Below are 24,506 nucleotides of genomic sequence, written 5' to 3' on the forward strand. Positions count from 1 at the left end.
AATCCTAACCCCACCAACAAACTTTTTCAGCAAACCCTAATTAATTCTGTCTAGGTACTGATCATTCTTTTGACCTAAAGATGAGTGTGCTTGAACCTTGATGATAAAGAGCAATGATTTTTTCCGTGACTTCTGTAATACTGAGATGATCGGTATTAACTTCGATGGCGTCTGCGGCTTTTCGCAGGGGTGCTAGGGAGCGATTACTATCCAAATAATCCCTTTTTTCAATCTCTTGGGTTAATTCTGCGAGACTAATCCCCCCATTTCCCTGCGCTTCTAAGTCTTTTAATCTCCTTCTCGCTCTTTCTTCGGGTGTCGCTGTCAAGAAAATCTTTAATTCCGCTTCTGGGAAAACATTAGTACCAATATCCCGACCTTCGACAACTATTCCCCCCGACATTCCCATCTGTCTTTGCAGGGTGACTAACTGCTGTCGCACCGCTTTTTGAGCGGCAATTCTGGACACTTGCGCGGTAATTGCGGGAGAGCGAATCTCTAAAGTCACATCCTGCCCATTAATCTTCACTATAGTCGCATTTTCGGGACTATCGGCTGGGATTATTTCTATCTTCGCTAAAGATAATAACTCGGCGATGGCCGCTTCTGCGGACAAATCCAGACCGGAATTCACCACTAACCATGTCACCGCGCGATACATCGCACCGGTATCGAGATAGGTTAACCCCAATTTTTCCGCTACTAAGCGCGTTACCGTCGATTTTCCCGCTCCAGCAGGCCCATCAATAGCGATAACTGCCCGACGTTGACGCAAGATTATATTATCAATTAAACGGGTTTGGCCGACCGATCCAGCGATCGCTAACAAGCCATCTGTCTCGATCTGCTCGATCGGTTGTAAACTCTGGGGATGGACTAAATCCAGATACTGAGGGCGAAATTCTGGCACTCTGTCGAGATTTTTTTGCACAATAGCCAGTAGTTTTTCCCTTTGTCTTTCCCCTAAACGAAAACTTTCGAGAGCTAATTGCAAACTTTGGGGGATAATTGTCGCTTTTTCCCTTTCTGTGGCCGATAGATACTGATTGCGAGAACTAACTGCTAATCCCGATGTTTCTCGCACTGTAGCACAAGCGCGAATCTCGATCGCTAAATTTAAATCCCTGACTAATTGCCGGATAATCGCTAACTGTTGGGCATCCTTTTCGCCAAAATAGGCGATCGTCGGTGCAATTATATTAAATAACCTGGTGACAATTGTGGCTACTCCCTGAAAATGTCCCGGACGAAAAGCACCACATAACCCGCTAGTCAGAGAAATCGGGGGAAAAACTGCGGTTATGTCCTCATAATCACCAATTCCCAGGGTTTCCGCACTCGGAGCAAAGATAGCAGCAACTCCCAAGTATTCACACAATTGGCGATCGCTTTCAAAGGTGCGGGGATAGCGAGAAAAATCCTCTGTGGGGCCAAATTGTAGAGGATTAACAAAAATACTAACCACAGTTACCTCCGCTTCCGTCACTGCGCGTCGAATTAGACTAGCATGACCTTTATGGAGAGCGCCCATGGTTGGCACGAGGGCAATACTGCGATCATGGCGATAATCAGCCAAAAAAGTGCGTAAACCGGGGATTGTCGTGAATATTTGCACAGGGTTCACTCCTTTAATAGCCTATTCCACTACTATTCGCCATTCGTGCAGTTCATACTCCACACAGCCATTTTTAATCAGGGGATGCTGCCCGATGATCGATTCGGCTGCTTCCAGGGAATCGGCTTTAAATAATAACATCCCATCGCCTCTTTCTACCCAATAACTCGTTTTTGTCTCCTGTCCTGTCTCGGTTAACCGCTGCACATAGGCTTGTTTGACAAACCAGGGCATAATTTTTTTCAGGACAATGACTGGTAAGCAGCCCGATAATTATATAGATTAATGGCAAAAAAGACTTGACAAAATTCCTCGATTTGACCTATACTTTTTATTATAATCGGAATCCTTGCCAAAATATATATAAGCCCTTTTTAGTTCCGATAATTAAGTGGTTCTGATTAAATAGAAGATAGATTTTGTCTTTGATACCCCCTGCCCCTAGGGTTGATTCATGAATCAACCCTACCCGACTTCGGGGGGGATTGGGGGAAAATGGGTCTTAGCTTCCCCACACCCTGTTCCGACGAAAAACTTTAGTATAATCAAGAATATTTAGTATTTATTGGCTTTTCTGTCTAAGATTGATGTTAAAGGCTGTTCTGTTCGATTTTAATGGGGTGATCATCAATGATGAACCGATACATCAAGAGTTAATTAATGAAATCTTGCTCGGGGAAAATTTACTGCCCCTAGGGTCGGAATTTGCGGAGTTATGTCTGGGAAGAAGCGATCGCGTCTGTTTGCGCGATGTTCTCACCCGTCGCGGTCGTCAAGTGACCGAGGAGTATCTGACTAAATTAATTCACAAAAAAACCAGTTTATACCGAGAAAGATTAGGAAAATTAGAGAAACTTCCTATTTACGAGGAGATATACTCTTTTTTAAAACGGGTTCAGGCCAGGGATATACAAATCGGTTTGGTGACGGGAGCAATACGCTCGGAAGTGGAATCAATCTTGCAACGGGTGAACCTTGGGGATTACTTTAGTGTCATTGTCACCGGTGATGAGATCAGCACCAGTAAACCCCAACCGGATGGTTATTTACTGGCCGTAGAAAGATTCAATCGTTGGAATTTTAATCTACAGTTGCAACCCTGGGAATGTCTGGTGATTGAAGATACTTTTGTCGGTTGCGAAGCGGCTAAAAGAGCGGGAATGCAGGTAGTGGGAATCGCTCATACCTATCCCTTCCATTTTATGCAGAGAGTGTCCAACTGGGCGATCGATAATTTCTCCCAACTAGATCTCGATCGCGTGGAGGAAACTTTTAGCCAAATCGGGAAAATCAAGGAGCGATCGGGATTTTTAGGCAATTTATAACCATCTAGAGGCGATTAACAAGCTGAAAATCCCTACTTGCAAAAATCGGCAATTCGTGTTATGCTAAGAAAACGCGGGTGTAGTTTAGTGGTAAAACCCTAGCCTTCCAAGCTAATGATAGGGGTTCGATTCCCCTCACCCGCTTAAGTTGTCGTGTCTCATTTTGTCCTATAGGTCTAATAAAGTTGTTAAGTATTGCCCTTAATGATCGAGATCGGGTTAGCTTGGAGATAGCAGTGAGCATTCAGCTTTAAACACTTAATAACTGCTAACCGAATCATTGATAAGGGGGTTTTTTCATGGCTTTTAGCCGTTCTAGCGGTATTTTGCTTCATCCCACCAGTCATCCCGGTCGTTACGGGATTGGAGAACTAGGTAGAGAAGCCTATCAATTTATCGATTTTTTGGCTCAAAGTGGTCAAAAACTCTGGCAAATTCTCCCTTTAGGCCCGACAGGGTACGGTAACTCTCCCTACATGAGTTTTAGTGCCATTGCTGGCAATCATCTCCTGATTAGTCTCGATCTTCTTCGGGAAAAAAACCTGCTTAGTGACGCAGATTTCGAGGATATTCCCGATTTTCCCCTCGATCAAGTGGATTTTGATAAATTGATCGCCTGGAAAATTCCCCTACTTAGAAAGGCGGCGAGCAATTTTGTCAAGGGTTCTGACACAATTCTTTACAAACAGTTTGCCGGCTTTTGTGCTGGCAATGCCGATTGGTTAGAGGATTACGCCCTATTTATGGCTTTATCCCACGCTTACCAGGGTAAAGCATGGATGGAATGGCCGACAGAAATTCGCGAACGTCATTGGGGTGCGTTGGAAACACCGAAACAGGAGTTACAAGAGGAGATTTTTCTGCACAAATTCCTGCAATTTGAGTTTTTTGAGCAGTGGTTAGCCCTAAAACGCTATGCTAACTCCCTCGGTATCGAGATTATCGGTGATATCCCCATTTATGTCTCCCATAATAGTGCCGATGTTTGGGCAAATCCGCAGGTTTTCCGACTAGATCCCCAAACCGGTAATCCCTTGGAAGTGGCGGGGGTTCCCCCGGATTATTTCTCAGAAACGGGGCAATTATGGGGAAATCCTCTTTATAACTGGGATTATCTCAAAAATACGGGCTTTGACTGGTGGGTACGCCGTTTAAAAGCGGTTCTTTCCCTAGTCGATATCATCCGTATCGATCATTTTCGCGGATTAGAGGCCTATTGGGCGGTGGCTTTTGGCCAGGAAAACGCTATTAATGGTCGTTGGCTCAAGGCCCCGGGCTATGATCTCTTTAATACTATTGGCGCTCGTTTGGGTAAATTGCCGATTATTGCCGAAGATTTGGGCGATATTGACCAAGCAGTCCTAGATTTTCGCGATCACTTTGCCTTCCCTGGTATGAAGATTCTCCACTTTGCTTTTGGGGGTGATGCGGGTAATCCCTATCTTCCTTTTAATGTCGAACGCAACTGTGTGATTTATACCGGCACTCACGATAATAACACCACTGTGGGCTGGTTTCAGGATAACGCCAATGACTACGAAAAAGCGCGACTATATCAATATCTTGGCGCTCCCAGTGGTCAGGGAGTGGCTTGGGATCTGATTCGACTTGCCTATAGTTCCGTGGCTAATCAGGCGATCGTACCGTTACAGGATGTGTTAGGTTTAGGATCGGATGCGCGGATGAATACCCCCAGTGTCGCAGAAGGCAATTGGTCATGGCGCTATCGTCAGGAAGCTTTAACCGGAGAATATAGGGAGAGATTGCGAGATTTAGTCAATTTTTTTGGCAGAAATCGTTAGATATCAATCCTTTTTTCGAGACGTTACTCCTAACGTCTCTTTTTGTCCGGTTAATGTGGGTGAGAATTTTTTAGCAATCTTTGCCGGATGCGATCGAGATTTTCTCGACTATTGACGGGTAAATGGGGTAAGGGTAATTCTAAATTAGGCCAATTACTCAAATCATGGCAGGGACAGGATAAACCCGATTGGCCCAGTACCTCAATTGGTACAGGTATAGTACAACGAGCGCAGGGATGAAATTCCCATTGAGGGGAAAGTAAGTCTTGGATAGTTTGTTGAGTACCTTCTAGATAACAATCGCCACTTTCAGGATCGAGCATTTTTTGCCAACAATCTTCAAACTCCGACGAATAGCGATCGCCATTGAAAATAGGCAGCGGAAATAGCATAGCTTGGTTTTTGGGACAAACAACTTTTTTTCCCAATTGAAACCAATGGGCGAGATATTTTTTAACGGCGGAGGTGTCTGACATATAGTTTGTGTGGAGGCTGCCCTGATTATTGCTCTTACCATCAATCCTAGCGTTAACTTCTGGTGTCGGACAGGTCTTAGGATGATTGATGATCGAGTTTAATAATTATTTTAGTAACTGACCATCGGGAGCTAGACTAATCCCAATAAACTCACCATTAAAGCTTTTTGGGCGTGCATCCGATTTTCCGCTTGCTCCCAGACTTTTGATTGTACACCCTCGATCGCCCCGTCGGTAATTTCTTCCCCCCGGTGAGCAGGTAAACAATGGAGAATAATCGCGTCTTTGTCAGCGTGACTCATTAGCTGTTCATTGACTTGGTAGGGCTGAAAAATGGGAATTCGGGCATCAGCGAGGCTTTCCTGTCCCATACTTGCCCAGACATCAGTATAGACCACCTGAGAGTCTTTTGCTGCGGTAACGGGATCGTCGGTAATTAAGATTTTACTACCGGTTTTCTCGCCAATAGCTTGGGCGCTGGCGACAATTTCCCCATCCGGTTGATAGTTTGCGGGGGAAGCAACCCGCACATTTAACCCCATCAAAGCGCCACCTAAGAGGAGAGAATTAGCGACATTATTACCATCCCCCACATAGGTGAGGTTAATTCCCCGTAAAGTCTGAAAAGTCTCTTGGATAGTCTGTAAATCGGCTAATATCTGACAGGGATGTTCTAAATCTGTTAAAGCGTTGATAATCGGGATGCGCGAGTAATTAGCAAAAGCTTCTAAATCCTCTTGTTTAAAGGTGCGAACTGCGAGAATATCGAGATAGCGATCGAGTACCCTGGCTGTATCTGCTAAGGGTTCCCCCCGCCCCACTTGGGTTACACTGGGATTAAGATCGATTACCTGTCCCCCTAACTGGTACATAGCGACGGTAAAGGAAACCCGCGTCCGGGTGGAAGCTTTATAAAATAGCAATCCTAAGACTTTTTTGCAGCTAGGGTTAAGATTACCAGCTTTAAGCTGTGCCGATAGATTGAGTAGGGCGCTGATTTCTTCGCTACTCATGTCGGTTATTCTTAAAACATCTCGTCCTTTTAAAGTGGCTACCATTGGTTTTTCTCTCGATAAACAGGGGTTTTGATTGGGCTTTATGGCAGTTGGCGAGGCTGCAAAAATCTTGAGTAAAGACCTTATTATAATCCAGTTTTTTCGCTATTAGGCAATTTTTCCCGAAAATTTTTGATTGTGGGGGATGTTAGTCCAGCTAACACACCCACTTTTTCTGTCAACCCAGTACTAAAAACAAGAAATTGCCTAATTTCTACTTAACTAATTTTGCCCCACACTTAGAACAAAAATTAGACGAAGGCGGGTTTTTATGTCCACAATTACCGCAGATAATTAAAGCTGGGTTAGGCACTTCCGTCACCGCAGCAAGAGGAATTTCTCCACCGCTATCCAACTTATAGTTATAGATTAACTGCAAAATAATTGCATCTTCCCGTTTATATTCTGTATTATCTTTTCCTCCTGTTAACTCCTCGGAACGTTGTTGTAAATATTCAATGAAAGTCCGATACAAAGCTTGTTTTTTCTCCGGAGTGGCTGCAGCCTGTAACTTAGCTGTCACCTGACTTTGAATTTTTTCCTTATCTTCGCGACAAGCTTTTACTTCTAACACCTGTACCGCATCTTCCCAACTGGTGGCGATATCTACTTTTTTTAATCCCGTTGCGGTTTTAATTTCATAGCGAATTGTTTTCTCATTAGTGACTCGATTGACTTCTGGAAAAAGCACTTTTAAAGCTCGGGCTGTCACCACCAATTGATAAATACTCGGATCTTCGGGAAAAACATCCCAGAAAGGAGGTTCCTTTTGGATATGTACGGGGATGGGTAAATCGCGATTTTCCCCCATTTGTTGGGCGCGTTTAGCGAGAATAAATTCTCCTTTCCAGTCCTGATAGGATTGCCGTAAATCTCTCATTCCCTCGAGACAGCGTAGGGAAAAACCGCCAATTTCCTGCACGAAGACAAGACGATATTTTTCCACGTCTCCCAAGGGTTTAATATCGTCTTCGTTGGCAATAAATTCCCGCAGTTTCGGAATAATTTTTTGGGCTGCCGGGTTACTGGTATTTCTTCCCCCAATCAGGGCAACATTTTGATTTAATTGGGGTGTAAAACCCGCATCTTTTCCCCGCAAAACCGCAGGATTGAGCATAATTAGGGGTCGCGATTTTTGGTAGGCAATGCGAAGATTATTGATAATCTCGGCATCATTGTTATAGATTTTTAACAAGCGAACGCAAGCGGCTAATTCCTGCTGAATGCGACTACTAGCGGGAGCATTTTGTAGTAGTTGATTAGCTTGGTTTAGGATAACTTTTTGAAAATCTCCTTGACGAATATCGGCAATCTCGGTGATGTCAAATAAACGCATATTTTCATCGGCGCGGCGCGTTTCTTTCCAGAGGGGACTAGATTGCTTTAAAATCTCTTCTGAGATGGGTAAACAAAGGTTATCCATACCCGTATCATAGGCGTTTTTGTTACCAGCAATCCCCGAAGCAAATTGTTCGATAAAGTCTTGATAAAGACCATTTAATTCTTGTCTGTCAAATAATTTAATCCCATTAATTAACAAAGCATCGGCACTATCAATCTGTTGATTAGCTTGCAGATTAAATAGATCGCGACTTTGAATTAATTTCTGACGAAAGCGATTAAAACGGCTTTCTAATTGATTAAGATGTTCCAGTAAACGATTAATAACCTCTACTCCTGCACCTCTGGTTTTTCGTTGAATATTGGCCATTAAACAGCCTTCCAATCCCGTTAAAGCTTGTTCACAATATTGTTCCATCTTATCTTTTTTCGAGATATGAATTTTATCTTTCAGATCATTAATTTCTGCTAAGGCTGTATCGTATTCTCGTTGACGTTTACTTTCATTTTGACTCCAAACCTGTTCTTGATCGCGACGGAATTTTTCTGCTATGTCGGTGAAGATTTGTCGTACTAAAATAATAAAACTCTCGGCAAATTTGACCCCACGGTTCCGATCCTCAAGGATATTATAAAACTCCATTTCTATGGAGTTTTTACCCCGTTGAATAATTTCATCCCGGTTATTATAAATCTTTTTCAGGTAATCACCGTGCAGCCGTTCATCGGGACTCAATTCTAGTAAATGATTGCGTTTAAATTCCTCGACTCTTGGCGTTAAATAATCATTAATAAATTGCAGAATTTTCCCCTGTTCATTGCCTAAAATATTAACACCCTGTTTGGTACAGGATAGCCAATTATCTTGGTTGATTTCCTGACGAGTTTCGTTAATCCATTGGGAGATTATGGCAATTAAAGAGCGATCCTTGTCGGCACATAAATCCATAATTAATTCCCCTTCGCTCAAGCGCATTTTTTTGAGGATATCACCTCTTACTAACTCCAACATTTTAGCGGGTAAAATCACGGAATCGTTCAGCCACCAATTAATTAAATCTTTAGCTAAACGTTCCGATAAGGAGGCACGAATTTGGGCAATGGGAATTTCAATAGTTGATAGTCCAAAACTCATAAATTGCTTAGGATAACCGCGCCCACCGGGGTCAGCTTGCGCCCAAGAACCCTTAATATTATCTCTAATAGAACGCTTATGGGGTGCAAAATCAGAGGTCATATCTAGGAAGATATTTTGAGCGATCATTTCCCGAATTTGACCGAGTTTAAAATCACCTTCGCCGTTTTTTGTCCCCACTAAATAGGTAAAATCAAAGGGGGGTAATTTACTAACCACTTCATCGACTAAACCGCTGCTAAACTGTTGATGATATTCGGTTCTGTAGTCAGAAAAGTAATTTAATTCCATCAGAGCAGCGTAACCATTAGCCAAAACTCGATCGCCGACACTAATCCCCGCAAATGCTTCAGGAGTGGGAACAATTGCCGTACTCAAAGGACTACTTTCCCCTCGTAACCAATTACGAATACAGTAGCCTAGATCGATTAACATTCCGCTACCCGTACCACCGTTTAAAGACCCCGTAGTAAAGACATTAATAGCAGTATTATTAACTTTAATTCCATAGCGATCAAGCATAAAGTTTTCTTGTCCCTTTACCCGTCTCACCGCGTCTAGAAATTTTTTTTGGATCTCATGATAATTACAAAATAAAGCAAAACGACCGCAGGCGCGAATTTGTCCCGCCCCCGCTTCTAGGGAAGTAATATTTCTCTCTAATTCCGGGGGAAACCAACTATTAATCCAGGGATATCTATCCATGTCAGATACCATCTCCTGTACCTGTTTTCCACTCACTCTGGCCCAGTGTTTTTCGTTATCTTTAAAAGCACTGCCGGCAGCTTCAGGATTACTGATTTTATAATCCTTATCCGTGTCAACCACCAAAAAACTGACAATCGGAAAATTACTCAAACTGCCATAACTTTCCTCGATTAAACGACGCAATCGCGATAAAATCTCGTTACCCGTGCCACCAATACCCACTAAAACCGTGGGAACCATGCTTTTTTCTTCTACTGCTGCTGGCATAATTACTTAACTCCTAAGACCATTTCTTGACGGTTGCGGGGGACTTCGTAGGTGAGGAAATCGTAGGCTAATTTAGTGTTAGGAAAAATCGCCCGCGCTTCCTCTAACAGATTGGAAATATCCAGAGAATTACCCGGTAGATAACGGGGACTAAAATGGGTCATTAATAACAATTTTACCCGGGATGCCAAGGCCACTTGGGCTGCCATCGTTGAAGTGGAGTGAACACTTTCAAAGGCTAACCCGGCATCTTGGTGTGCAAAAGTCGCCTCATGAATTAGCACATCTGCATTCTGTGCCAATTCGATCGAGCCTTCACAGAAAATAGTATCGGTACAGTAGGCAATTTTACGGCCGATTTCCGTTTCCCCGCAGAGGGACTGACCGCGAATTTTTCTGCCATCGGGGAGGGTGACAGTTTCCCCTTTTTTCAGCTTGCCGTAAATTGGTCCGGGGGGAATACCTAAAGCGTTGGCTTTTTCCACATCAAAACGTCCAGGACGGTCTTTTTCGGCGATGCGATAACCGTGGGCGGGAATACGATGTTTTAATAGCTGACAGGAGACGGTAAATTCTTCATCTTCGTAGAGTATGCCAGGGGAAACGGCATGGACACGCACCCGATTGGCGAAATTAGTATAGGAATACTTAGCACAAGCACGCAGATAGTCCCCTAGTCCGGGTGGTCCGTAGATATCAATATCCTGAGCAGAACCGGCTAATCCGATACTGGCTAACAATCCCATTAAACCAAAGATATGATCGCCGTGCATGTGGGTGATAAAAATGCGTCGGATTTGGGAACTTTTCAGGTCGCTACGCAGTAACTGGTGTTGAGTTCCTTCTCCACAGTCAAACAGCCATATTTCCGCCCGTTGCGGCAAACGAAGGGCGATACTAGAGACATTACGGGAACGAGTGGGAACCCCGGAACTGGTTCCTAAAAAAGTAATCTCCACGGGATAGCTGTCAGGATAGATGATTCTCTTTCTAGTCTAGGCTGTTTTTATCGATTTCTCGATCGAATTGCTGCTTTTCTGTATTTCTCGACTTGGAAACAGCAAATCCCCTGATTTTGACCTAACTCGGCAATAATTACTCGCAGCCAGAAATAGGTTGCCGCACATATCATACTTTGTGCTTTTTGTCAAAAAAACTTTTTTTTTGCAATAAAACTACACAAAAAAAAGATCGTCGTTGTGCGTGAAATTGACTAATTTACCTGTCTTAATTAGGATCACCTTGTAGGTGTGGCAAGGGTTTCAACCATTGCTACCTAAAAAAGCACAAAATGACCCATTATGAAATTCAGCAAAATCGCTGTAACCATGATAACATCGTTGTTAAATAAAAATCTTTCTCAATTAATTCTTAAGGATTTATAAATATTGCGGAATGTTAATTTAAATATTCTCAAGCTTGTGGAGTCAATAAATAGTTTTTCCTTATATTTGTCCAAAATTGAGTTAGGAGACAGGAGACAGGAGACAGGAGACAGGAGATTATTTTTATTTATTCTCCCCACTTCCCCACTTCCCCACACCCCATCCCTAGGACGATCTTTGGGACAAGATTGAGTTTAAAATCTGAAATAGATAATTTTTTTTAAGGGATCGAGTCAAGTTTATGGCAGATATTGTCGATATTGCGGTCAGTGCCGATAATTTTCAAACTCTAGTAACGGCGGTACAAGCGGCTAATCTTGTGGATGCCCTGAAAAGTCCTGGCCCCTTCACGGTTTTTGCCCCCACCGATGAAGCTTTTGCCAAATTGCCACCCGGGACGATTACAACCCTAGTGCAGAATATCCCCCAATTAACCCGAATTCTCACCTATCACGTCGTTGCGGGCAAATATATGCGGGAAGATTTGGCAAAATTGGCTGTAGTGACTTCTCTAGAGGGTTCACCGATTCCCGTCGATTGTAGCGAAGGTTTTGAGGTGAAAAATGCCACGGTGGTCGCGGGTAATATCGAGGCAGATAATGGTGTGATCCACGTCATCGATAGGGTGATCCTGATGGGTTAGTTTTTGACTGGCTTTTCCCCAGACCGCCTCCAAGGCAAATCTGTCTTATTTAGTAACTAAATATACAGACACTTTTGCTTGTTTATGGGTTCGATGATGGGTTCATGGTTAACCAGTTTCTCCCCCTGATTAATTTTCGCCTTAGAATGCCGGTTATAAAGGGATAAATAAGATAATTCCCGCTAAGGAGTACGCCAATGAAGACCTTAGAATTTCTCTCGGAACTGAATACCGCACCGCAAGGATGGGGATTCTGGATTGATCGTCAGCATATCGAAGCCCACCACGTCGGTCAATATTCCTTTGAGAATGATCGTTTGCCAAAAAGTTTTGTTCATATCGGTAGTCTCGCTGAATTAGCTCACCAACGACAAAAATATATTCTTAGCCATCTCGATAGTAATGGTAACGTGGAAGAACTCGCTCAAGAATGGGCGCAAACATTGCTCGCTAATCTAACAACTTAATAGTTTCCGCAAAATTCAGCCAAAAAAGAGGCCACTTTCCGCAAGATGGCCTCTAAATTTTTTGTTAGGGTTTGGGGTGGTCACTGCGTGCGCGTTGCGGGGGGTTTTAGGGTGTTAGGGTTTGAGTTGAATTCCCCCATTCCCCCACTTCCCTACTTCCATCTCCCTGCTCCCCTATTCCCCTATTCCCCAGAAGCATGAGGATCGATTTTGAGAACTAAAACCCCTAAAGGTGGTAAACAGAGATCGATCGAGTAGGGACGGCTATGATAGGACCATTCCTCCGACCATTTACCGCCAAGGTTGCCCATATTACTACCGCCATATTTACCCGCATCGCTGTTAAAGATTTCCTGATAAAAACCGGGATGGGGTACGCCAACGCGATAATGGCTGTGGGGTTGGGGAGTAAAATTACAGACCACCACCAGAAACTCCTGCCAATTTTTGCTCCAGCGCAGGAAAGAAACGACGCTATGACTATTATCACTACAGTCGATCCACTCAAAGCCATCCTGACCAAAATCCTGGGTATATAAAGCAGGTTCACTCTTATAGGTGGCGTTCAAATCCGAGAAAAAGCGTTTTAGCTGTTGATGGGGTTCGTACTGCAAAAGACCCCACTCCAAATCACCCCAAACATTCCACTCACTCCACTGACCAAATTCCATGCTCATAAACATGGTTTTCTTGCCGGGGTGGGTAAACATATAACTAAATAAGGCCCGGACATTGGCAAATTTTTGCCACTCATCCCCCGGCATTTTGCCAATCATATTACTTTTGCCGTGAACCACTTCATCGTGGGACAAAGCCAGCATATAATTCTCGCTGTGGTTATACCACATACTAAAAGTGACATTATTTTGATGGAATTGACGGAACCAGGGATCCATGCCGAAATAATCGAGCATATCGTGCATCCAGCCCATATTCCACTTCAAATTAAAGCCTAAACCGCCCATATAGGTGGGCCAGGACACCATCGGCCAAGCGGTGGATTCTTCGGCAATAGAGAGAATTCCGGGGAAATAGCTAAAAATTACATGATTGACTTGACGGAGGAATTCGGCGGCCTCTAAATTTTCCCGGCCACCGTACTCGTTGGCCACCCATTCCCCATCTTTACGACAATAATCGAGATAGAGCATAGAAGCCACCGCATCGACGCGAATACCGTCAATATGGTACTTATCGAACCAAAATAGGGCATTAGCCACCAGGAAATTTCTGACTTCGTTGCGACCGTAGTTAAAAATTAAGGTTCCCCATTCCTTGTGTTCCCCTTTGCGCGGGTCGCCGTGTTCATAAAGATGAGTACCATCAAAGAAGGCTAACCCGTGGCCATCTTTGGGAAAGTGACCGGGTACCCAATCCACTAGCACACCAAGGCCATTTTGGTGACATTGATCGATAAAATACATGAAATCTTCAGGATTGCCGTAGCGACTGGTGGGGGCAAAATAACCCGTCACTTGATAACCCCAAGAACCATCAAAAGGATGCTCGGCGATCGGTAATAATTCGATATGGGTGTAACCTAATTCTTTAACGTAGGGAATCAGTTTTTCGGCCAACTCGTAGTAACTCAAAAAGCGCGCCCCAGTGTTCCATTCCGACACGGGAACCGCTTCCCCTTCCCCAGCAAGTAAACGGGGGGGTTCGGCACTAGAAGCGTGCAGCCAAGAACCGAGGTGTAATTCGTAAACGGAAACCGGTTGAGTTAAAGGATCGTTATGGCGACGTTTTTCCATCCAATCGCTATCATCCCAAGTATAGCTATCTAAATTGGCCACGATCGAGGCGGTTTTCGGGCGTACTTCTTGGGCAAAACCGTAGGGATCGGATTTTTCGTAAATATGACCTTCCCAATTTTTGATCTCGTATTTATATTTAGTGCCAACACCGATTTCCGGGATAAACAATTCCCAGACCATATTATTACGTTTCCGCATTTGGTGATCACGACCATCCCAGCTGTTAAAATCACCAATAATCGAGACGTTGCGGGCATTAGGGGCCCAAACGGCGAAATAAACCCCTTTAATACCCTCGATTTCGGCTAAATGCGCCCCTAATTTTTCATAAATGCGGTGATGGTTACCCTCCCCAAACAGATGTAAATCAAAATCGCTGAGTTTGGCAGAACGGAAGGCATAGGAATCATAGATGACCCGTTCCTGTTCTCCCTCTTGGATGCGTAATTGATAATTGTTCAGTTCACTGATATCGATAACGCACTCGAAAAAATGGGGGTGATAAGCGGTCGTCATGGGATATTCTTGTCTTTGGGACGGTAAAATAACCCAAGCGGCCGTGGTTTTCGGTAAATAAGCTCTAACAACCCATTTATTTACTTTTCCTTGTTCTTCTAGGGGATGGGCCCCCAAAACCTCAAAGGGATCGTGATGGAGGTTGTTGACGATTTGATGGACTTGTTCGGGGGATACCACTATAGACATTCATTTACCATTCTTGACATCTACAATACTTATAGCAAGGAAATAGTCATTTTTTCCCTGCCGTCTGGGAATTCTCAAACTAATGATATATTCTGCCTACTCATTCAACTATGGCTGTGACTGCTGCCAAAATTTTCGTCGTTAAAGACGATTTTACACTCCGCCTGATTTACCGCTTTCTCAGTCAAAAAAACTAACAAGTAAGCCGTTCGTAATTTAAATTGCTTGTTGAGACGAGGCAAGAGGCAAAAGGCAACAGTAAAGGGATTGGGGTAGGTTCGGCTAATCTAAGAATAAGCGGTTTAAATGCGTCTTAGCTTAGAAATGGTGGCCGATGGTAAAACTGCCAATTTAATCTCGATTTGGTCATTCTCGATGTTAATCTAGCGGAATACCCTCGAATTTGACCTAAACTACATCTCTACACAGTTCTTAACTGGAACGAGTTTGATCCCTAGTAGATTGACTTTCCTCTAATTGAGCTTTGATTTTTACCGAGTCTTCAATCTGCTGGGCTTCTCGCTTAAATTCACTTTCAAATTCCTTTGATGCTTCTTGAAATCCTCGAATCGTTTTGCCTAAACTGCGACCGATTTCTGGTAACTTCTTCGGTCCGAAAACTAGCAGGGCAATCAAGAGAATTAACCCCATTTCCGGTAATCCAATCCCAAAAATATTCATTTTTCTGCTCCTAATAAAAAACTTGCGGTGGGCAATAACCCACCTGCTAAAGTCCGAGGGATAATTCTGCCGCCAAAAATGCCGACAAGATTCTTTTAATCTGCTTACTGACCCCAATCCACATTAAATCCTTCTAAAATTAGGGAGGAGTTGTAGATCTGTAAAATAATCAGCAAAAAGACTAAAAACAGAGCCATAAACACTCCCATCAGCAAGGTAGTTCCCCAACCGGGAGAAACTTTACCATATTCCGAATTGAGGGGACGAAGGATTTCACCTAAGCGTGTACGCTGTGCCATAAGTTACCAAGAAAGATCTGTAAATGATAATTTTGTATTGATCCGTAATTTGACAAAGTGCCAACCAGTCAACCCAGTGAGATAAAATCTACTGCTGTTGCCAGTGGAACTTTTTTGGTCTAATTCCTAACGGAATCGTTTTTTCGCCTGCCCTGCCACGCCCACAAGAATCTGCAAGCGCCTACAGTACGGGAATTATTTTAACATTGTTTGGTCATCTTCTCAGGATTTGGGAGACGGTCAATAGAGGCTGAGGTGATTTTTCAGTAATCAGTTATCAGTGAGGGGTTGGGGTGATGGAGGAGAAGGGAGGGGGCAGAAGGGAGAAAAAAGCTGATTACTGATCACGTCTCCTTCGGTGCTATGATCGGGGATGTAAAGTTTTATCAACACTAACTTAAACAAGCTCTCAAGAGAGGATATAAAGAACAACAGATGGCTTACACACTTCCCCCTTTACCCTACGATTACACTGCCTTAGAGCCTTGCATCACCAAAAGTACCCTAGAATTCCACCACGACAAGCACCACGCCGCTTATGTCAACAACTATAACGGTTTGGTCAAAGATACGGAACTCGATGCTCTCTCTTTAGAAGAAGTTATCGTTAAGGTTGCCGGTGATGCTTCTAAAGCCGGGGTTTTCAACAATGCCGCCCAAGCATGGAATCATAGTTTTTATTGGGACTGCATGAAACCGGGTGGTGGCGGTGCGCCTACCGGTGCTTTAGCTGCTAAAATTAACGCAGATTTCGGCAGTTTCGAGAAATTTGTCGAAGCTTTCAAAACTGCGGGCGCAACTCAATTCGGTAGCGGTTGGGCTTGGTTGGTTCTCGATAACGGTACTCTCAAAGTTACCAAAACCGGCAACGCTGACAATCCTTTAACCGCCGGACAGGTTCCCCTCTTAACTATGGATGTGTGGGAACACGCTTATTATCTCGACTACCAAAATCGTCGTCCCGATTACATCAGCGACTTTTTAACCAAGTTGGTTAATTGGGATTTCGTGGCTGCTAATTTAGCGGCGGCCTAAAAATTTGGCTCAGTTAATCCAGTTATCAGTTATCAGCTATCAGTTATCATGGGTTGGGGAGTGGAGAGGAACCATCCATAGGTTGGGGGTTAGTCTTACTATTAAAATTGGCAAATCTCTCTAATGTTAATTATCCTTAAAATAGATAACCAGAAAAAACTTTTTTAACATCGATCGCGCTTGTTGCACAATGGAACAACCTGTCAGTTGGATTATTCCCCGTCATCCCCGTCCCGATTATCCCCTGTTTGTATTTTTACCCGGAATGGATGGCAGCGGCCAACTGTACCATCGTCAGATTAAAAACCTTGCCCCTTACTTCGATCTGCGTTGTTTGGCGATTTCCCCGCAATATCTCGGTGACTGGGAGGAGTTAAGCGATTGCGTGATTGCTTTATTGGCACAGGAATTAAAGCGACAACCGAGAAAAGTCTATCTCTGCGGTGAGTCTTTTGGCGGCTGTTTAGCCTTGAAAATAGCGACAAAATCACCAAAATTAATTAAAAAACTGATTTTAATTAACCCTGCTTCTTCTTTTAATCAAAGACCTCTTTTAAGCTTGGGAATCGGTATCACCCAGATAATGCCCGATTTCATCCACGGCAGCTCGGCCCTAACTATTTTACCCTTTCTCGCCGCTCTCGGTCGAATATCCCGGGAAGATTGCCTCTCTCTCCTCAAAGCCATGCAATACGTCCCACCGAAGACGATTAGCTGGCGTTTATCCCAGTTACAACGGTTTCAGATTAGTGCCAAGGAATTAAAAAGTCTGCAATTGGGGGTGTTAGTGATAGCCAGTCAAGGAGACCGGCTGTTACCATCGGTAGCGGAGGCTAAACGCCTAATTCAGCAGTTACCCGCTGCAAAATTAACGATTCTGCCCAATAGTGGTCATGCTTGCCTGCTGGAAACCGATATTCACCTTAAAGACATTCTCCATCACCATGCTTGTCTCCCCCGAAGCTTACCCGCAAAAAGTCACTGAGGATGGTTCTTATACCTTTTTTTCGACCGAATTCGGCGAATGTTATCATTCTACCTCCGGGGCAAGGGAAGAGGCCGAGAAAAAATTTATCATCTCTAGTCGTCTGGCAGCAAAAGTAGACCAGAGCAATAATCTGAAAGTTCTTGACATTTGTTACGGCTTAGGGTACAATGCCGCTGCAGCCTTGGCGGCCATTTGGCGAGTTAGGGGGGATTGTCGGGTAGAATTATTAGCTTTAGAAAGCGATCAAATGGTTCCCCTAGCAGCTATTAGAGAAAATCTCTTAAATAGTTGGAGTCAACCAATTCCCGAATATTTAAATGATTTTGCCCATAATCACCAGCTAGACTTGCCTAATCTCACGGCTAAACTGTTAATCGGGGATGCGCGACAGACGATAACCCAGGTGATTGAGGCGGGTTTTCAAGCGGAGGCAATTTTTCTCGATCCCTTTTCCCCGGGGAAATGTCCGCAACTGTGGACGGTGGAGTTTTTAGCTTTAGTGGCAAAATGTCTGAGTCCGACGGGTTATTTAGTCACCTATTCCTGTGCTGCCTCGGTGCGAAGAGCTTTACAATTAGCAGGATTGCAGATTGGGGCCACCGATAGCGTCGGACGGCGATCGCCAGGGACAATAGCCAGTTTTTTGTCCTTACCCCCATCTCTATCGGCACAAGAACGGGAACACTTGCAAACTAAGGCCGCTATTCCCTATCGAGACCCGACTTTAACCGACCCAGCCGAAGTGATTATACAACGTCGTCGCAGCGAACAGGCTCTCTGTGACTTAGAACCGACTAGCCACTGGAAAAAACGTTGGCAAAGATTTGGTGAGTTCGATCGAAATCTCGGAATGAGAATAAGTAGTTAAATGCCTGATAATTCGGGCTTTTGTGCTTGTAATAGCAAAAATCGCCAGAATTAACAGTAACAGTCAGATTACATCCTTCTGGACGTTGGCATATCTCAATAAGATTTGATGATCCCACTATTAAACCCTGACCCGCAATAGATAAAGCCATCGGAATTAACTTAGGAATTAGGGTTCTTCGTTACTTGGTATAATTCTATATGGAGGCATAAATCGACTAAATCCTGATCTGGCAAAAGATTTAATTGATTAGTCCGCTCCAGATCGCAAACAATTGACAAAAATCGCAGTAATGTCTGTTTCTATAGGGGTTTCATCCCTTATAACCCTGTCCGTTGCATAAGACAAACCGAAGAGCCAAAAAATCGAGAAAAAGCGAGAATAAAAGTAGCCAAAATTCACGATCAAATCACCGATAGCAGAAAAGGGTAGCAACGCAAAGCGGGACAAAATCCAGCAGTTGAGATAGCAAAGAAACCTTGACGAGAGGTCAGTGCCGGGTAGTTCACCCATTGTGTTATAATCTTAGCCAAGCCATCAAGGGATTTGAAAAGGAGTAACACCATGAGCCTATCTTCAGAAGCCTATCGCCAAGCCCTCGTGCGGGATGGAGAACGGCGCTATCGCGAATGGCACCAAAATTATCACAACTACTGCCGTCAATCAACGGCTGAATACCAATCTCGTTCAGCCCAACAACGTCCAATAAAGCCCTGGATTTCCTCGGAAACCTACCGCCAACTTTTAGTCAAAGATGGGGAGCGGCGTTTTGCGGAATGGCATGGCCAGTTTTTAGACTATCAACAACAATTTCTCGCCAGTCAATCCACCTAAAGGGATGTCAACGAATCCGCACCACGGCAATCTCTGAAAATAGTGGCTAGATTCCAGGAAAAAATAGCTAATGCCAATTTTTTCAATAGTCGTGACTAACATCTGAGAGTGCAATTCCTTTCTTCGAGAGGGATTGCGCTTTCAGGTGATCAACTGAGTCTGTCATTAAGTACCTAAGCAAAATTAATTACACATATCTAACCCCCCTTGCTTCTTGCCTCTTGCCTTTTGCCTTTCTTCACTAGGAAATTTATTTTGCACGACTACTTACTTTTGAAAAATGATCTAACGATGGATAAGTCCAAAACGCAAGACTTATCACGAATGCGGCCAAGAATTTAAGAGCAGAAGCAATAAGAATCCTGTCAACCAATACTGATGGCCAGTCAAAAGTTTAAGCTTGTGAAGAGAATATTAAGACTCGTTGGGACTCGTCTCAAAAAGCAGGTTCCTATGAAGCAAGAATCTTCCATCATACATTTTCGCATTGTGATGGCTAGATTGTCAAGTCTGTCCACCCCTCAGCCTTACAAATAACACCTAAGATAACGCCAGTTCGGTTTAAGGTAATTTTGCCATAGCTTCCACGAAAGAATAGGAGTTTCAGGCTAGGGTAGCATCAGGGTTTTAGCTTATCCCGAACTGAGGTTAAGATAGCGAGCGATCGTTAAAGCTGAAATTTCAAGACATTTGTGCCTTAAGCAGATGAAAGCCTTGCAAAGCAAGGCTTTTAATATTAGTTGATTCGTTCTGTGTAAGATATTGGCTAGAGCCAGCGATCGCTTGATCAGGAACGCATAGGTGCGATCCTTTTCTGAGAATCGACTACATTTCTTAATCACAAAACTGAGAATTGATAGCATTTCTTAACCAAAAGCTCGTACATTTCTTAACTAAAAAAATCGAGATTAGCTATTGACAACGACAAAACAAGGGTGTTACTCTTGAAAGTGCCGAAGTGATGAAGGCAGAAAACAATGGATTTCTGAATCATTCATGAATTAGGCAATGTACACTTTATACAACAAAAAAAAGGTCTATCTACCATGGCAGTTGAAAAAACTAACTCTTCCTCTAGCTTGGCTGAAGTTATTGATCGTATCCTCGACAAAGGTATCGTTATTGATGCCTGGGCTCGCGTATCTCTGGTGGGAATCGAATTATTAGCGATTGAAGCTCGTGTAGTCATCGCTTCGGTTGAAACCTACCTCAAATATGCTGAAGCCGTTGGTCTGACTCAGTCTGCAGCGGTTCCTGCTTAAGGATTCATCTTACATTTGACACCGACAAAACAAGGGTGTTAATTTCGAAATTGCCGAAGTGATGAAGGCAGAAAAACCAAATAGATTTCTGAATCCTCCATGACTTAGGCGATGTACACTTTATACAACAAACAAAAAGGTTTATCTACCATGGCAGTTGAAAAAACCAACTCTTCCTCTAGCTTGGCTGAAGTTATTGATCGTATCCTCGACAAAGGTATCGTTATTGATGCCTGGGCTCGCGTATCTCTGGTGGGAATCGAATTATTAGCGATTGAAGCTCGTGTAGTCATCGCTTCGGTTGAAACCTACCTCAAATATGCTGAAGCCGTTGGTCTGACTCAATCTGCGGCGGTTCCTGCTTAAGGATCAATCACAGATTTTCCAATCTGCTCAGTTAAAAACCTACCGATTTTTTCAGATTCTCGGCTTTTCTTTAATCCCTAATTGAGTTTAGTTACCCGTCTCTTGGAGCGCAATAGTCTATAATTGATCAGGTTGGCACGGCAACGGATAGCGAAAACAAAGCTAGACCCATACAAATTATTTTTGTAACCGTGATTTTGACCTTTGTAGCTAGGTTTACCGCCTATCGCCAGAATCGCTACTTTTCGCAACAGAAAGCCATTCTTTGGATAGGAAGCCACGCTTCGTGGGATGCGGTAGTTCCCTATCTCAACTTTTGGGTGATAAGAAAAGTCGGAATCTACTGTCTCTCTCCCAGTCCTCGTGGATGTTTTTTTCAACGGGTGATTGGGTCTAGTCAATTCCATAGTATTTAGTAATTGAGGACAACCCCATGCCTGCTCTCATGGAACAGTTCCACCAAGAGCGTTTATCGATTGCTGAAGAAGTAGCTAAACTCTCGCGAGAAGTCCAATCTTTTCTGTTGGATGTCAAAACTGAAAGACAAAAACAAGCGCAAGAACAGGCAACTGCTTTGCGCCAATCTTTCCAAAAAGTTCAACAGGAAAGCCACTTGTTTTTAACAGCTACCCAAAAACAGCGTTTAGCTCAGGCGGAAAAGCAAAAAGAGGATTTACGTCAATTTCAAGAACAACGTTTAGCTGAAGCGAAACGGCTCGAGGACGACCTACGTCAACAGCGTTTGGATCGAGCTAAACAGCTGAAAGAGGATTTAAGTCAATTCCAAGAACAGCGCTTAGCGGCAGCGAAACAGCTAGAGGACGACTTACGTCAACAGCATCTAGATCGAGCTAAACAGCTGAAAGAGGATTTAAGTCAATTCCAAGAACAGCGCTTAGCGGCAGCGAAACAGCTAGAGGACGACTTACGTCAACAGCATCTAGATCGAGCTAAACAGGTGAAGGATGATTTAAGTCAATTTCAAGAAAGACGTTTAGCTGAAGCGAAACAGCTAAAAGACGAATTGCGTCAATTTCGTCAAGATTTGTCTATCTACGTTTTTGGCAAATAAATCTCTAGGTTAATTCCAACCCACTTAAGCCTAGGGCTAGAGTAAAAACCCTCTAGTCCCTTTTCCTGGCTAAACTAGAGGACTATCTGAAAATACAACAATAAGCCTTTGGTTTTCAACCTACCATGCTGATCCTGCTTTTCTAAGTTTCTAGACTCAACCTAGGAGTGTCGGGTTCCTATCTAGTCCTCTCTAGGTCTCTGGTAAATTAAAAAGTATGATAAAGCTTCACTCAGTCTATAGTTAATGTCGTGATTAGTAGTCTTTTATTGACAAAGGAGGTAAGGGAAAAGGACTGCATCTGGGCTTATCATTGTTTAAGTCTTGAAAAGTAATCTAGACAAGAATTTTAGACCCTTAGCCCCTTGACTAATGAATCTCCTAAAAATACCTTCAGAATCAAGGTTCTAGAGCTAATTGGTGACAGTTCCTAATCTTTTGGGATATTATATATCATGGGGTAAGCCTTAAAAGTCAAAGCCGATTAAACTTCTTGCCGTAAAATTCGGGTGACACAAGCGTCCTTGCCTACTCGGTTATTGAGGGGAAACCTAAACAGGCGGTTGTTAGCTCAAAAATGCCCGTCCGCTTCAGGCGGGGATTATCAATAGTATTTACTAGATTTCAACTATGACATTTACTGAAACTCAAACAAGAAGATCCATCCTCTGCCTTCGCCCTGGTCAATTTGTTGTTACGCCTTCGATTGATCAAGTTGCCACTCGCGCCTTACGTTATCTAAACGCTGGTTTTTCCATCCATCTATGTGGTCCGGCAGGAACGGGAAAAACCACCTTGGCAATGCACCTGGCCAATTGTTTAGCCAGACCTGTGATGCTAATCTTTGGCGATGATGACTTTACCAGTTCCGATTTAATTGGTAGTCAGTCTGGCTACACCCATAAAAAACTGATGGATAACTATATCCACAGCGTTCTCAAGGTTGAAGACGAGCTAAAACACAATTGGGTGGATTCTCGGTTAACAATGGCCTGTCGAGAAGGGTTTACCCTAGTTTATGATGAGTTCAATCGTTCTCGGCCTGAGGTCAACAACGTTTTACTCTCTGCCTTGGAAGAAAAAATTCTCACCCTGCCGCCCACTAGCCATCAACCCGATTACCTACAAGTCAATTCTCAGTTTCGGGCAATTTTCACCTCCAACCCAGAAGAATACTGTGGGGTTCATGCCACCCAAGATGCTTTAATGGATCGGTTGGTAACTATCAATATGCCTGAACCGGACCAACTAACTCAGACAGAAATTCTTGCTCAAAAAACGGGAATTGGTCGAGAAGATGCTTTATTTATTGTCAACCTTGTCAAAACCTTTCGTGTGAAAACTGCGACTGAAAAAACGTCGGGTTTGCGCTCTTGTTTAATGATTGCTAAAGTCTGCGCCTCTCACGATATTGCGGCCAACTCCGCTGACTCGGACTTCCGTGATATCTGCGCCGATGTTCTGTTGTCCCGCACCAATTTATCTGTTGATAAGTCAAGAGCGATTTTATGGGAAATCCTCGAGGACAATCCGTTAGAATCCTTATCCTTTGTAGAGGAAACGGAGCCTTCCGATGCCCAAGCGTCAACTCCTGAACCTTCGACAGGAAATCAATCGTTAAAAGCCATTCAATCTTTACTGCGAGGCAACTTGCCTCAGCGAAAAGACTAATTTTATACTCTTATTGAGTGAAACCAACCGTGACTTCTTCCACTTTTGCTGGCTCGCTCAAAAACCAGTCAAGCAACTCCCTAAAAACAGCAACTCAAGGTTCGAGTTTAGCGGATATACTCGAACGAGTTTTAGATAAAGGAATTGTAATTGCCGGCGATATTTCCGTTTCGATCGCCTCCACTGAACTTATAAATATCCGCATTCGTTTGTTAATTGCCTCTGTTGATAAAGCCAGGGAAATGGGGATCAACTGGTGGGAAGGAGACCCCTACCTCCATAGCCAATCCCAAGCTTTACTAGCAGAAAATCGGGAACTTTCGCTCCGACTCCAAACCCTGGAAACTGAGCTTGAAACCCTAAAATCCTTAAGCCAATTGAGTGCAATAGAGAGCCATGATACCAGTCCGAACGATGAAGCACATTCCTCAGATGCGTGAAATTCCTCACCTGAATCCTCAAAGGTTAGGAAATTTACACGAGACGATTGCTCCCCTTGATAAAGCTAGGGAAACTGCGATTAACAGCTTGCAAGGTTATCCCTACCTCCCTAGCCAAGGCCAAGCTTTATTCGCAGAAAACCTGGAACTTTCACGCCGACTTCAAACCTTAAAATCCTTAACCAAATGGAGTGTAATGGAGAGACGTGATGGCAGTCCCAACGATCAAGCACATTCCTCGTATATATTGAAATTCCTCAATTGAATCCTCAAACGGTCAAGAAGTTTACAGCAGTTAACGATTGCCTC

At 43.6% G+C, this 24,506-nt stretch carries 22 protein-coding genes, 1 tRNA gene and 2 pseudogenes; 16 read left to right on the plus strand and 9 right to left on the minus strand.

The window, feature by feature from the left end; all coding sequences use genetic code 11:
- Positions 1 to 61: 61 nt before the first annotated feature.
- Complete coding sequence (locus MiAbW_RS00865) at positions 62 to 1,615, minus strand: bifunctional pantoate--beta-alanine ligase/(d)CMP kinase (RefSeq protein WP_151694523.1); 1,554 nt, start codon at positions 1,613 to 1,615, stop codon at positions 62 to 64.
- Between the two features lie 21 nt (positions 1,616 to 1,636).
- Positions 1,637 to 1,849 carry a YciI family protein gene (locus MiAbW_RS00870; RefSeq protein ID WP_151694524.1) on the minus strand — a complete coding sequence of 71 codons (213 nt, stop codon included), beginning with the start codon at positions 1,847 to 1,849 and terminating at the stop codon, positions 1,637 to 1,639.
- A gap of 353 nt (positions 1,850 to 2,202) precedes the next feature.
- Between MiAbW_RS00870 and MiAbW_RS00875 the strand changes: the two genes are divergently transcribed.
- The 3 genes from MiAbW_RS00875 to malQ all read left to right on the plus strand — a co-directional run bounded on the left by MiAbW_RS00875 (position 2,203) and on the right by malQ (position 4,742).
- Positions 2,203 to 2,940 (plus strand): HAD family hydrolase, encoded by a 738-nt coding sequence (locus MiAbW_RS00875; RefSeq protein ID WP_151694525.1) that lies wholly within the window; start codon positions 2,203 to 2,205, stop codon positions 2,938 to 2,940.
- A 73-nt stretch (positions 2,941 to 3,013) separates the two neighbouring features.
- A tRNA-Gly gene (locus MiAbW_RS00880) sits at positions 3,014 to 3,084 on the plus strand.
- 155 nt (positions 3,085 to 3,239) lie between these two features.
- Complete coding sequence (malQ, locus tag MiAbW_RS00885; protein ID WP_151694526.1) at positions 3,240 to 4,742, plus strand: 4-alpha-glucanotransferase; 1,503 nt, start codon at positions 3,240 to 3,242, stop codon at positions 4,740 to 4,742.
- A gap of 50 nt (positions 4,743 to 4,792) precedes the next feature.
- Here malQ and MiAbW_RS00890 read toward each other — a convergent pair whose 3' ends face one another.
- The 4 genes from MiAbW_RS00890 to MiAbW_RS00905 form a co-directional block, all read right to left on the minus strand.
- Positions 4,793 to 5,218 (minus strand): hypothetical protein, encoded by a 426-nt coding sequence (locus MiAbW_RS00890; RefSeq protein ID WP_151694527.1) that lies wholly within the window; start codon positions 5,216 to 5,218, stop codon positions 4,793 to 4,795.
- A gap of 131 nt (positions 5,219 to 5,349) precedes the next feature.
- The gene (argF, locus tag MiAbW_RS00895; RefSeq protein ID WP_151694528.1) at positions 5,350 to 6,276 is read right to left on the minus strand and encodes an ornithine carbamoyltransferase; all 927 of its coding nucleotides are present in this window, start codon (positions 6,274 to 6,276) and stop codon (positions 5,350 to 5,352) included.
- 211 nt (positions 6,277 to 6,487) lie between these two features.
- On the minus strand, positions 6,488 to 9,724 hold the full coding sequence (locus MiAbW_RS00900; protein WP_151694529.1) for a tubulin-like doman-containing protein: 3,237 nt from the start codon (positions 9,722 to 9,724) through the stop codon (positions 6,488 to 6,490).
- Positions 9,725 to 9,726: 2 nt separating this feature from the next.
- On the minus strand, positions 9,727 to 10,683 hold the full coding sequence (locus MiAbW_RS00905) for a ribonuclease Z (protein ID WP_151694530.1): 957 nt from the start codon (positions 10,681 to 10,683) through the stop codon (positions 9,727 to 9,729).
- Between the two features lie 667 nt (positions 10,684 to 11,350).
- On the opposite strand from MiAbW_RS00905, the gene MiAbW_RS00915 reads away from it, so the two are divergent.
- Both MiAbW_RS00915 and MiAbW_RS00920 read left to right on the plus strand, forming a co-directional pair.
- Positions 11,351 to 11,752, plus strand: a complete 402-nt coding sequence (locus tag MiAbW_RS00915) for a fasciclin domain-containing protein (protein WP_151694532.1) — start codon at positions 11,351 to 11,353, stop codon at positions 11,750 to 11,752.
- Between the two features lie 197 nt (positions 11,753 to 11,949).
- The gene (locus MiAbW_RS00920; RefSeq protein WP_151694533.1) at positions 11,950 to 12,219 is read left to right on the plus strand and encodes a hypothetical protein; all 270 of its coding nucleotides are present in this window, start codon (positions 11,950 to 11,952) and stop codon (positions 12,217 to 12,219) included.
- A 182-nt stretch (positions 12,220 to 12,401) separates the two neighbouring features.
- Here the strand turns inward: MiAbW_RS00920 and glgB are convergent, their stop codons facing one another.
- From glgB to psbH, 3 genes are all read right to left on the minus strand, one after another.
- A complete protein-coding gene (gene glgB, locus MiAbW_RS00925; RefSeq protein WP_151694534.1) occupies positions 12,402 to 14,681 on the minus strand; it encodes a 1,4-alpha-glucan branching enzyme in 2,280 nt (759 codons plus the stop codon).
- A gap of 432 nt (positions 14,682 to 15,113) precedes the next feature.
- Positions 15,114 to 15,362: a TatA/E family twin arginine-targeting protein translocase gene (locus MiAbW_RS00930; protein ID WP_151694535.1), complete on the minus strand. Its 249-nt coding sequence runs from the start codon at positions 15,360 to 15,362 to the stop codon at positions 15,114 to 15,116.
- Between the two features lie 104 nt (positions 15,363 to 15,466).
- The gene (gene psbH / locus MiAbW_RS00935; RefSeq protein WP_002736544.1) at positions 15,467 to 15,661 is read right to left on the minus strand and encodes a photosystem II reaction center phosphoprotein PsbH; all 195 of its coding nucleotides are present in this window, start codon (positions 15,659 to 15,661) and stop codon (positions 15,467 to 15,469) included.
- Between the two features lie 435 nt (positions 15,662 to 16,096).
- Between psbH and MiAbW_RS00940 the strand changes: the two genes are divergently transcribed.
- The 11 genes and pseudogenes from MiAbW_RS00940 to MiAbW_RS00995 all read left to right on the plus strand — a co-directional run bounded on the left by MiAbW_RS00940 (position 16,097) and on the right by MiAbW_RS00995 (position 24,462).
- A complete protein-coding gene (locus MiAbW_RS00940; protein ID WP_002765257.1) occupies positions 16,097 to 16,696 on the plus strand; it encodes a superoxide dismutase in 600 nt (199 codons plus the stop codon).
- Between the two features lie 190 nt (positions 16,697 to 16,886).
- Entirely contained in the window at positions 16,887 to 17,681 is a 795-nt protein-coding gene (locus tag MiAbW_RS00945) for an alpha/beta fold hydrolase (protein ID WP_151694536.1), read from the plus strand.
- Positions 17,641 to 18,538 (plus strand): annotated as a pseudogene (locus MiAbW_RS00950) (tRNA (5-methylaminomethyl-2-thiouridine)(34)-methyltransferase MnmD). The gene MiAbW_RS00945 and the pseudogene MiAbW_RS00950 overlap by 41 nt, the downstream one beginning before the upstream one ends.
- 67 nt (positions 18,539 to 18,605) lie before the next feature.
- Positions 18,606 to 18,680, plus strand: a pseudogene (locus MiAbW_RS00955) (RNA-guided endonuclease InsQ/TnpB family protein); the annotation flags it as partial.
- A 436-nt stretch (positions 18,681 to 19,116) separates the two neighbouring features.
- The gene (locus MiAbW_RS00965; protein WP_151694538.1) at positions 19,117 to 19,386 is read left to right on the plus strand and encodes a hypothetical protein; all 270 of its coding nucleotides are present in this window, start codon (positions 19,117 to 19,119) and stop codon (positions 19,384 to 19,386) included.
- Between the two features lie 1,046 nt (positions 19,387 to 20,432).
- Positions 20,433 to 20,648 (plus strand): gas vesicle structural protein GvpA, encoded by a 216-nt coding sequence (gvpA, locus tag MiAbW_RS00970; protein ID WP_002735503.1) that lies wholly within the window; start codon positions 20,433 to 20,435, stop codon positions 20,646 to 20,648.
- 150 nt (positions 20,649 to 20,798) lie between these two features.
- Entirely contained in the window at positions 20,799 to 21,014 is a 216-nt protein-coding gene (gvpA, locus tag MiAbW_RS00975) for a gas vesicle structural protein GvpA (RefSeq protein WP_002735503.1), read from the plus strand.
- Positions 21,015 to 21,447: 433 nt separating this feature from the next.
- The gene (gene gvpC, locus MiAbW_RS00980) at positions 21,448 to 22,086 is read left to right on the plus strand and encodes a gas vesicle protein GvpC (RefSeq protein ID WP_151694539.1); all 639 of its coding nucleotides are present in this window, start codon (positions 21,448 to 21,450) and stop codon (positions 22,084 to 22,086) included.
- Between the two features lie 630 nt (positions 22,087 to 22,716).
- Entirely contained in the window at positions 22,717 to 23,757 is a 1,041-nt protein-coding gene (gene gvpN / locus MiAbW_RS00985; protein WP_151694540.1) for a gas vesicle protein GvpN, read from the plus strand.
- 29 nt (positions 23,758 to 23,786) lie between these two features.
- Positions 23,787 to 24,197, plus strand: coding sequence for a gas vesicle protein (locus MiAbW_RS00990; RefSeq protein WP_002796982.1), 411 nt, complete (start codon positions 23,787 to 23,789; stop codon positions 24,195 to 24,197).
- Positions 24,154 to 24,462, plus strand: coding sequence for a hypothetical protein (locus MiAbW_RS00995; protein WP_002803843.1), 309 nt, complete (start codon positions 24,154 to 24,156; stop codon positions 24,460 to 24,462). The genes MiAbW_RS00990 and MiAbW_RS00995 overlap by 44 nt, the downstream gene beginning before the upstream one ends.
- Positions 24,463 to 24,506: the final 44 nt, after the last annotated feature.

Origin of the sequence: Microcystis aeruginosa NIES-4325 (genome assembly GCF_008974145.1) — a bacterium.
GTDB classification, from domain to species: domain Bacteria; phylum Cyanobacteriota; class Cyanobacteriia; order Cyanobacteriales; family Microcystaceae; genus Microcystis; species Microcystis aeruginosa_G.

Bases quoted from the DNA above. Each gene is read 5' to 3' on its own strand.
- MiAbW_RS00870 (WP_151694524.1), bottom strand. From the start codon at position 1,849: ATGCCCTGGTTTGTCAAACAAGCCTATGTGCAGCGGTTAACCGAGACA.
- MiAbW_RS00875 (WP_151694525.1), top strand. From the start codon at position 2,203: ATGTTAAAGGCTGTTCTGTTCGATTTTAATGGGGTGATCATCAATGAT.
- malQ (WP_151694526.1), top strand. From the start codon at position 3,240: ATGGCTTTTAGCCGTTCTAGCGGTATTTTGCTTCATCCCACCAGTCAT.
- MiAbW_RS00890 (WP_151694527.1), bottom strand. From the start codon at position 5,218: ATGTCAGACACCTCCGCCGTTAAAAAATATCTCGCCCATTGGTTTCAA.
- argF (WP_151694528.1), bottom strand. From the start codon at position 6,276: ATGGTAGCCACTTTAAAAGGACGAGATGTTTTAAGAATAACCGACATG.
- MiAbW_RS00900 (WP_151694529.1), bottom strand. From the start codon at position 9,724: ATGCCAGCAGCAGTAGAAGAAAAAAGCATGGTTCCCACGGTTTTAGTG.
- MiAbW_RS00915 (WP_151694532.1), top strand. From the start codon at position 11,351: ATGGCAGATATTGTCGATATTGCGGTCAGTGCCGATAATTTTCAAACT.
- MiAbW_RS00920 (WP_151694533.1), top strand. From the start codon at position 11,950: ATGAAGACCTTAGAATTTCTCTCGGAACTGAATACCGCACCGCAAGGA.
- glgB (WP_151694534.1), bottom strand. From the start codon at position 14,681: ATGTCTATAGTGGTATCCCCCGAACAAGTCCATCAAATCGTCAACAAC.
- MiAbW_RS00930 (WP_151694535.1), bottom strand. From the start codon at position 15,362: ATGAATATTTTTGGGATTGGATTACCGGAAATGGGGTTAATTCTCTTG.
- psbH (WP_002736544.1), bottom strand. From the start codon at position 15,661: ATGGCACAGCGTACACGCTTAGGTGAAATCCTTCGTCCCCTCAATTCG.
- MiAbW_RS00940 (WP_002765257.1), top strand. From the start codon at position 16,097: ATGGCTTACACACTTCCCCCTTTACCCTACGATTACACTGCCTTAGAG.
- MiAbW_RS00945 (WP_151694536.1), top strand. From the start codon at position 16,887: ATGGAACAACCTGTCAGTTGGATTATTCCCCGTCATCCCCGTCCCGAT.
- MiAbW_RS00965 (WP_151694538.1), top strand. From the start codon at position 19,117: ATGAGCCTATCTTCAGAAGCCTATCGCCAAGCCCTCGTGCGGGATGGA.
- gvpA (WP_002735503.1), top strand. From the start codon at position 20,433: ATGGCAGTTGAAAAAACTAACTCTTCCTCTAGCTTGGCTGAAGTTATT.
- gvpA (WP_002735503.1), top strand. From the start codon at position 20,799: ATGGCAGTTGAAAAAACCAACTCTTCCTCTAGCTTGGCTGAAGTTATT.
- gvpC (WP_151694539.1), top strand. From the start codon at position 21,448: ATGCCTGCTCTCATGGAACAGTTCCACCAAGAGCGTTTATCGATTGCT.
- gvpN (WP_151694540.1), top strand. From the start codon at position 22,717: ATGACATTTACTGAAACTCAAACAAGAAGATCCATCCTCTGCCTTCGC.
- MiAbW_RS00995 (WP_002803843.1), top strand. From the start codon at position 24,154: ATGATACCAGTCCGAACGATGAAGCACATTCCTCAGATGCGTGAAATT.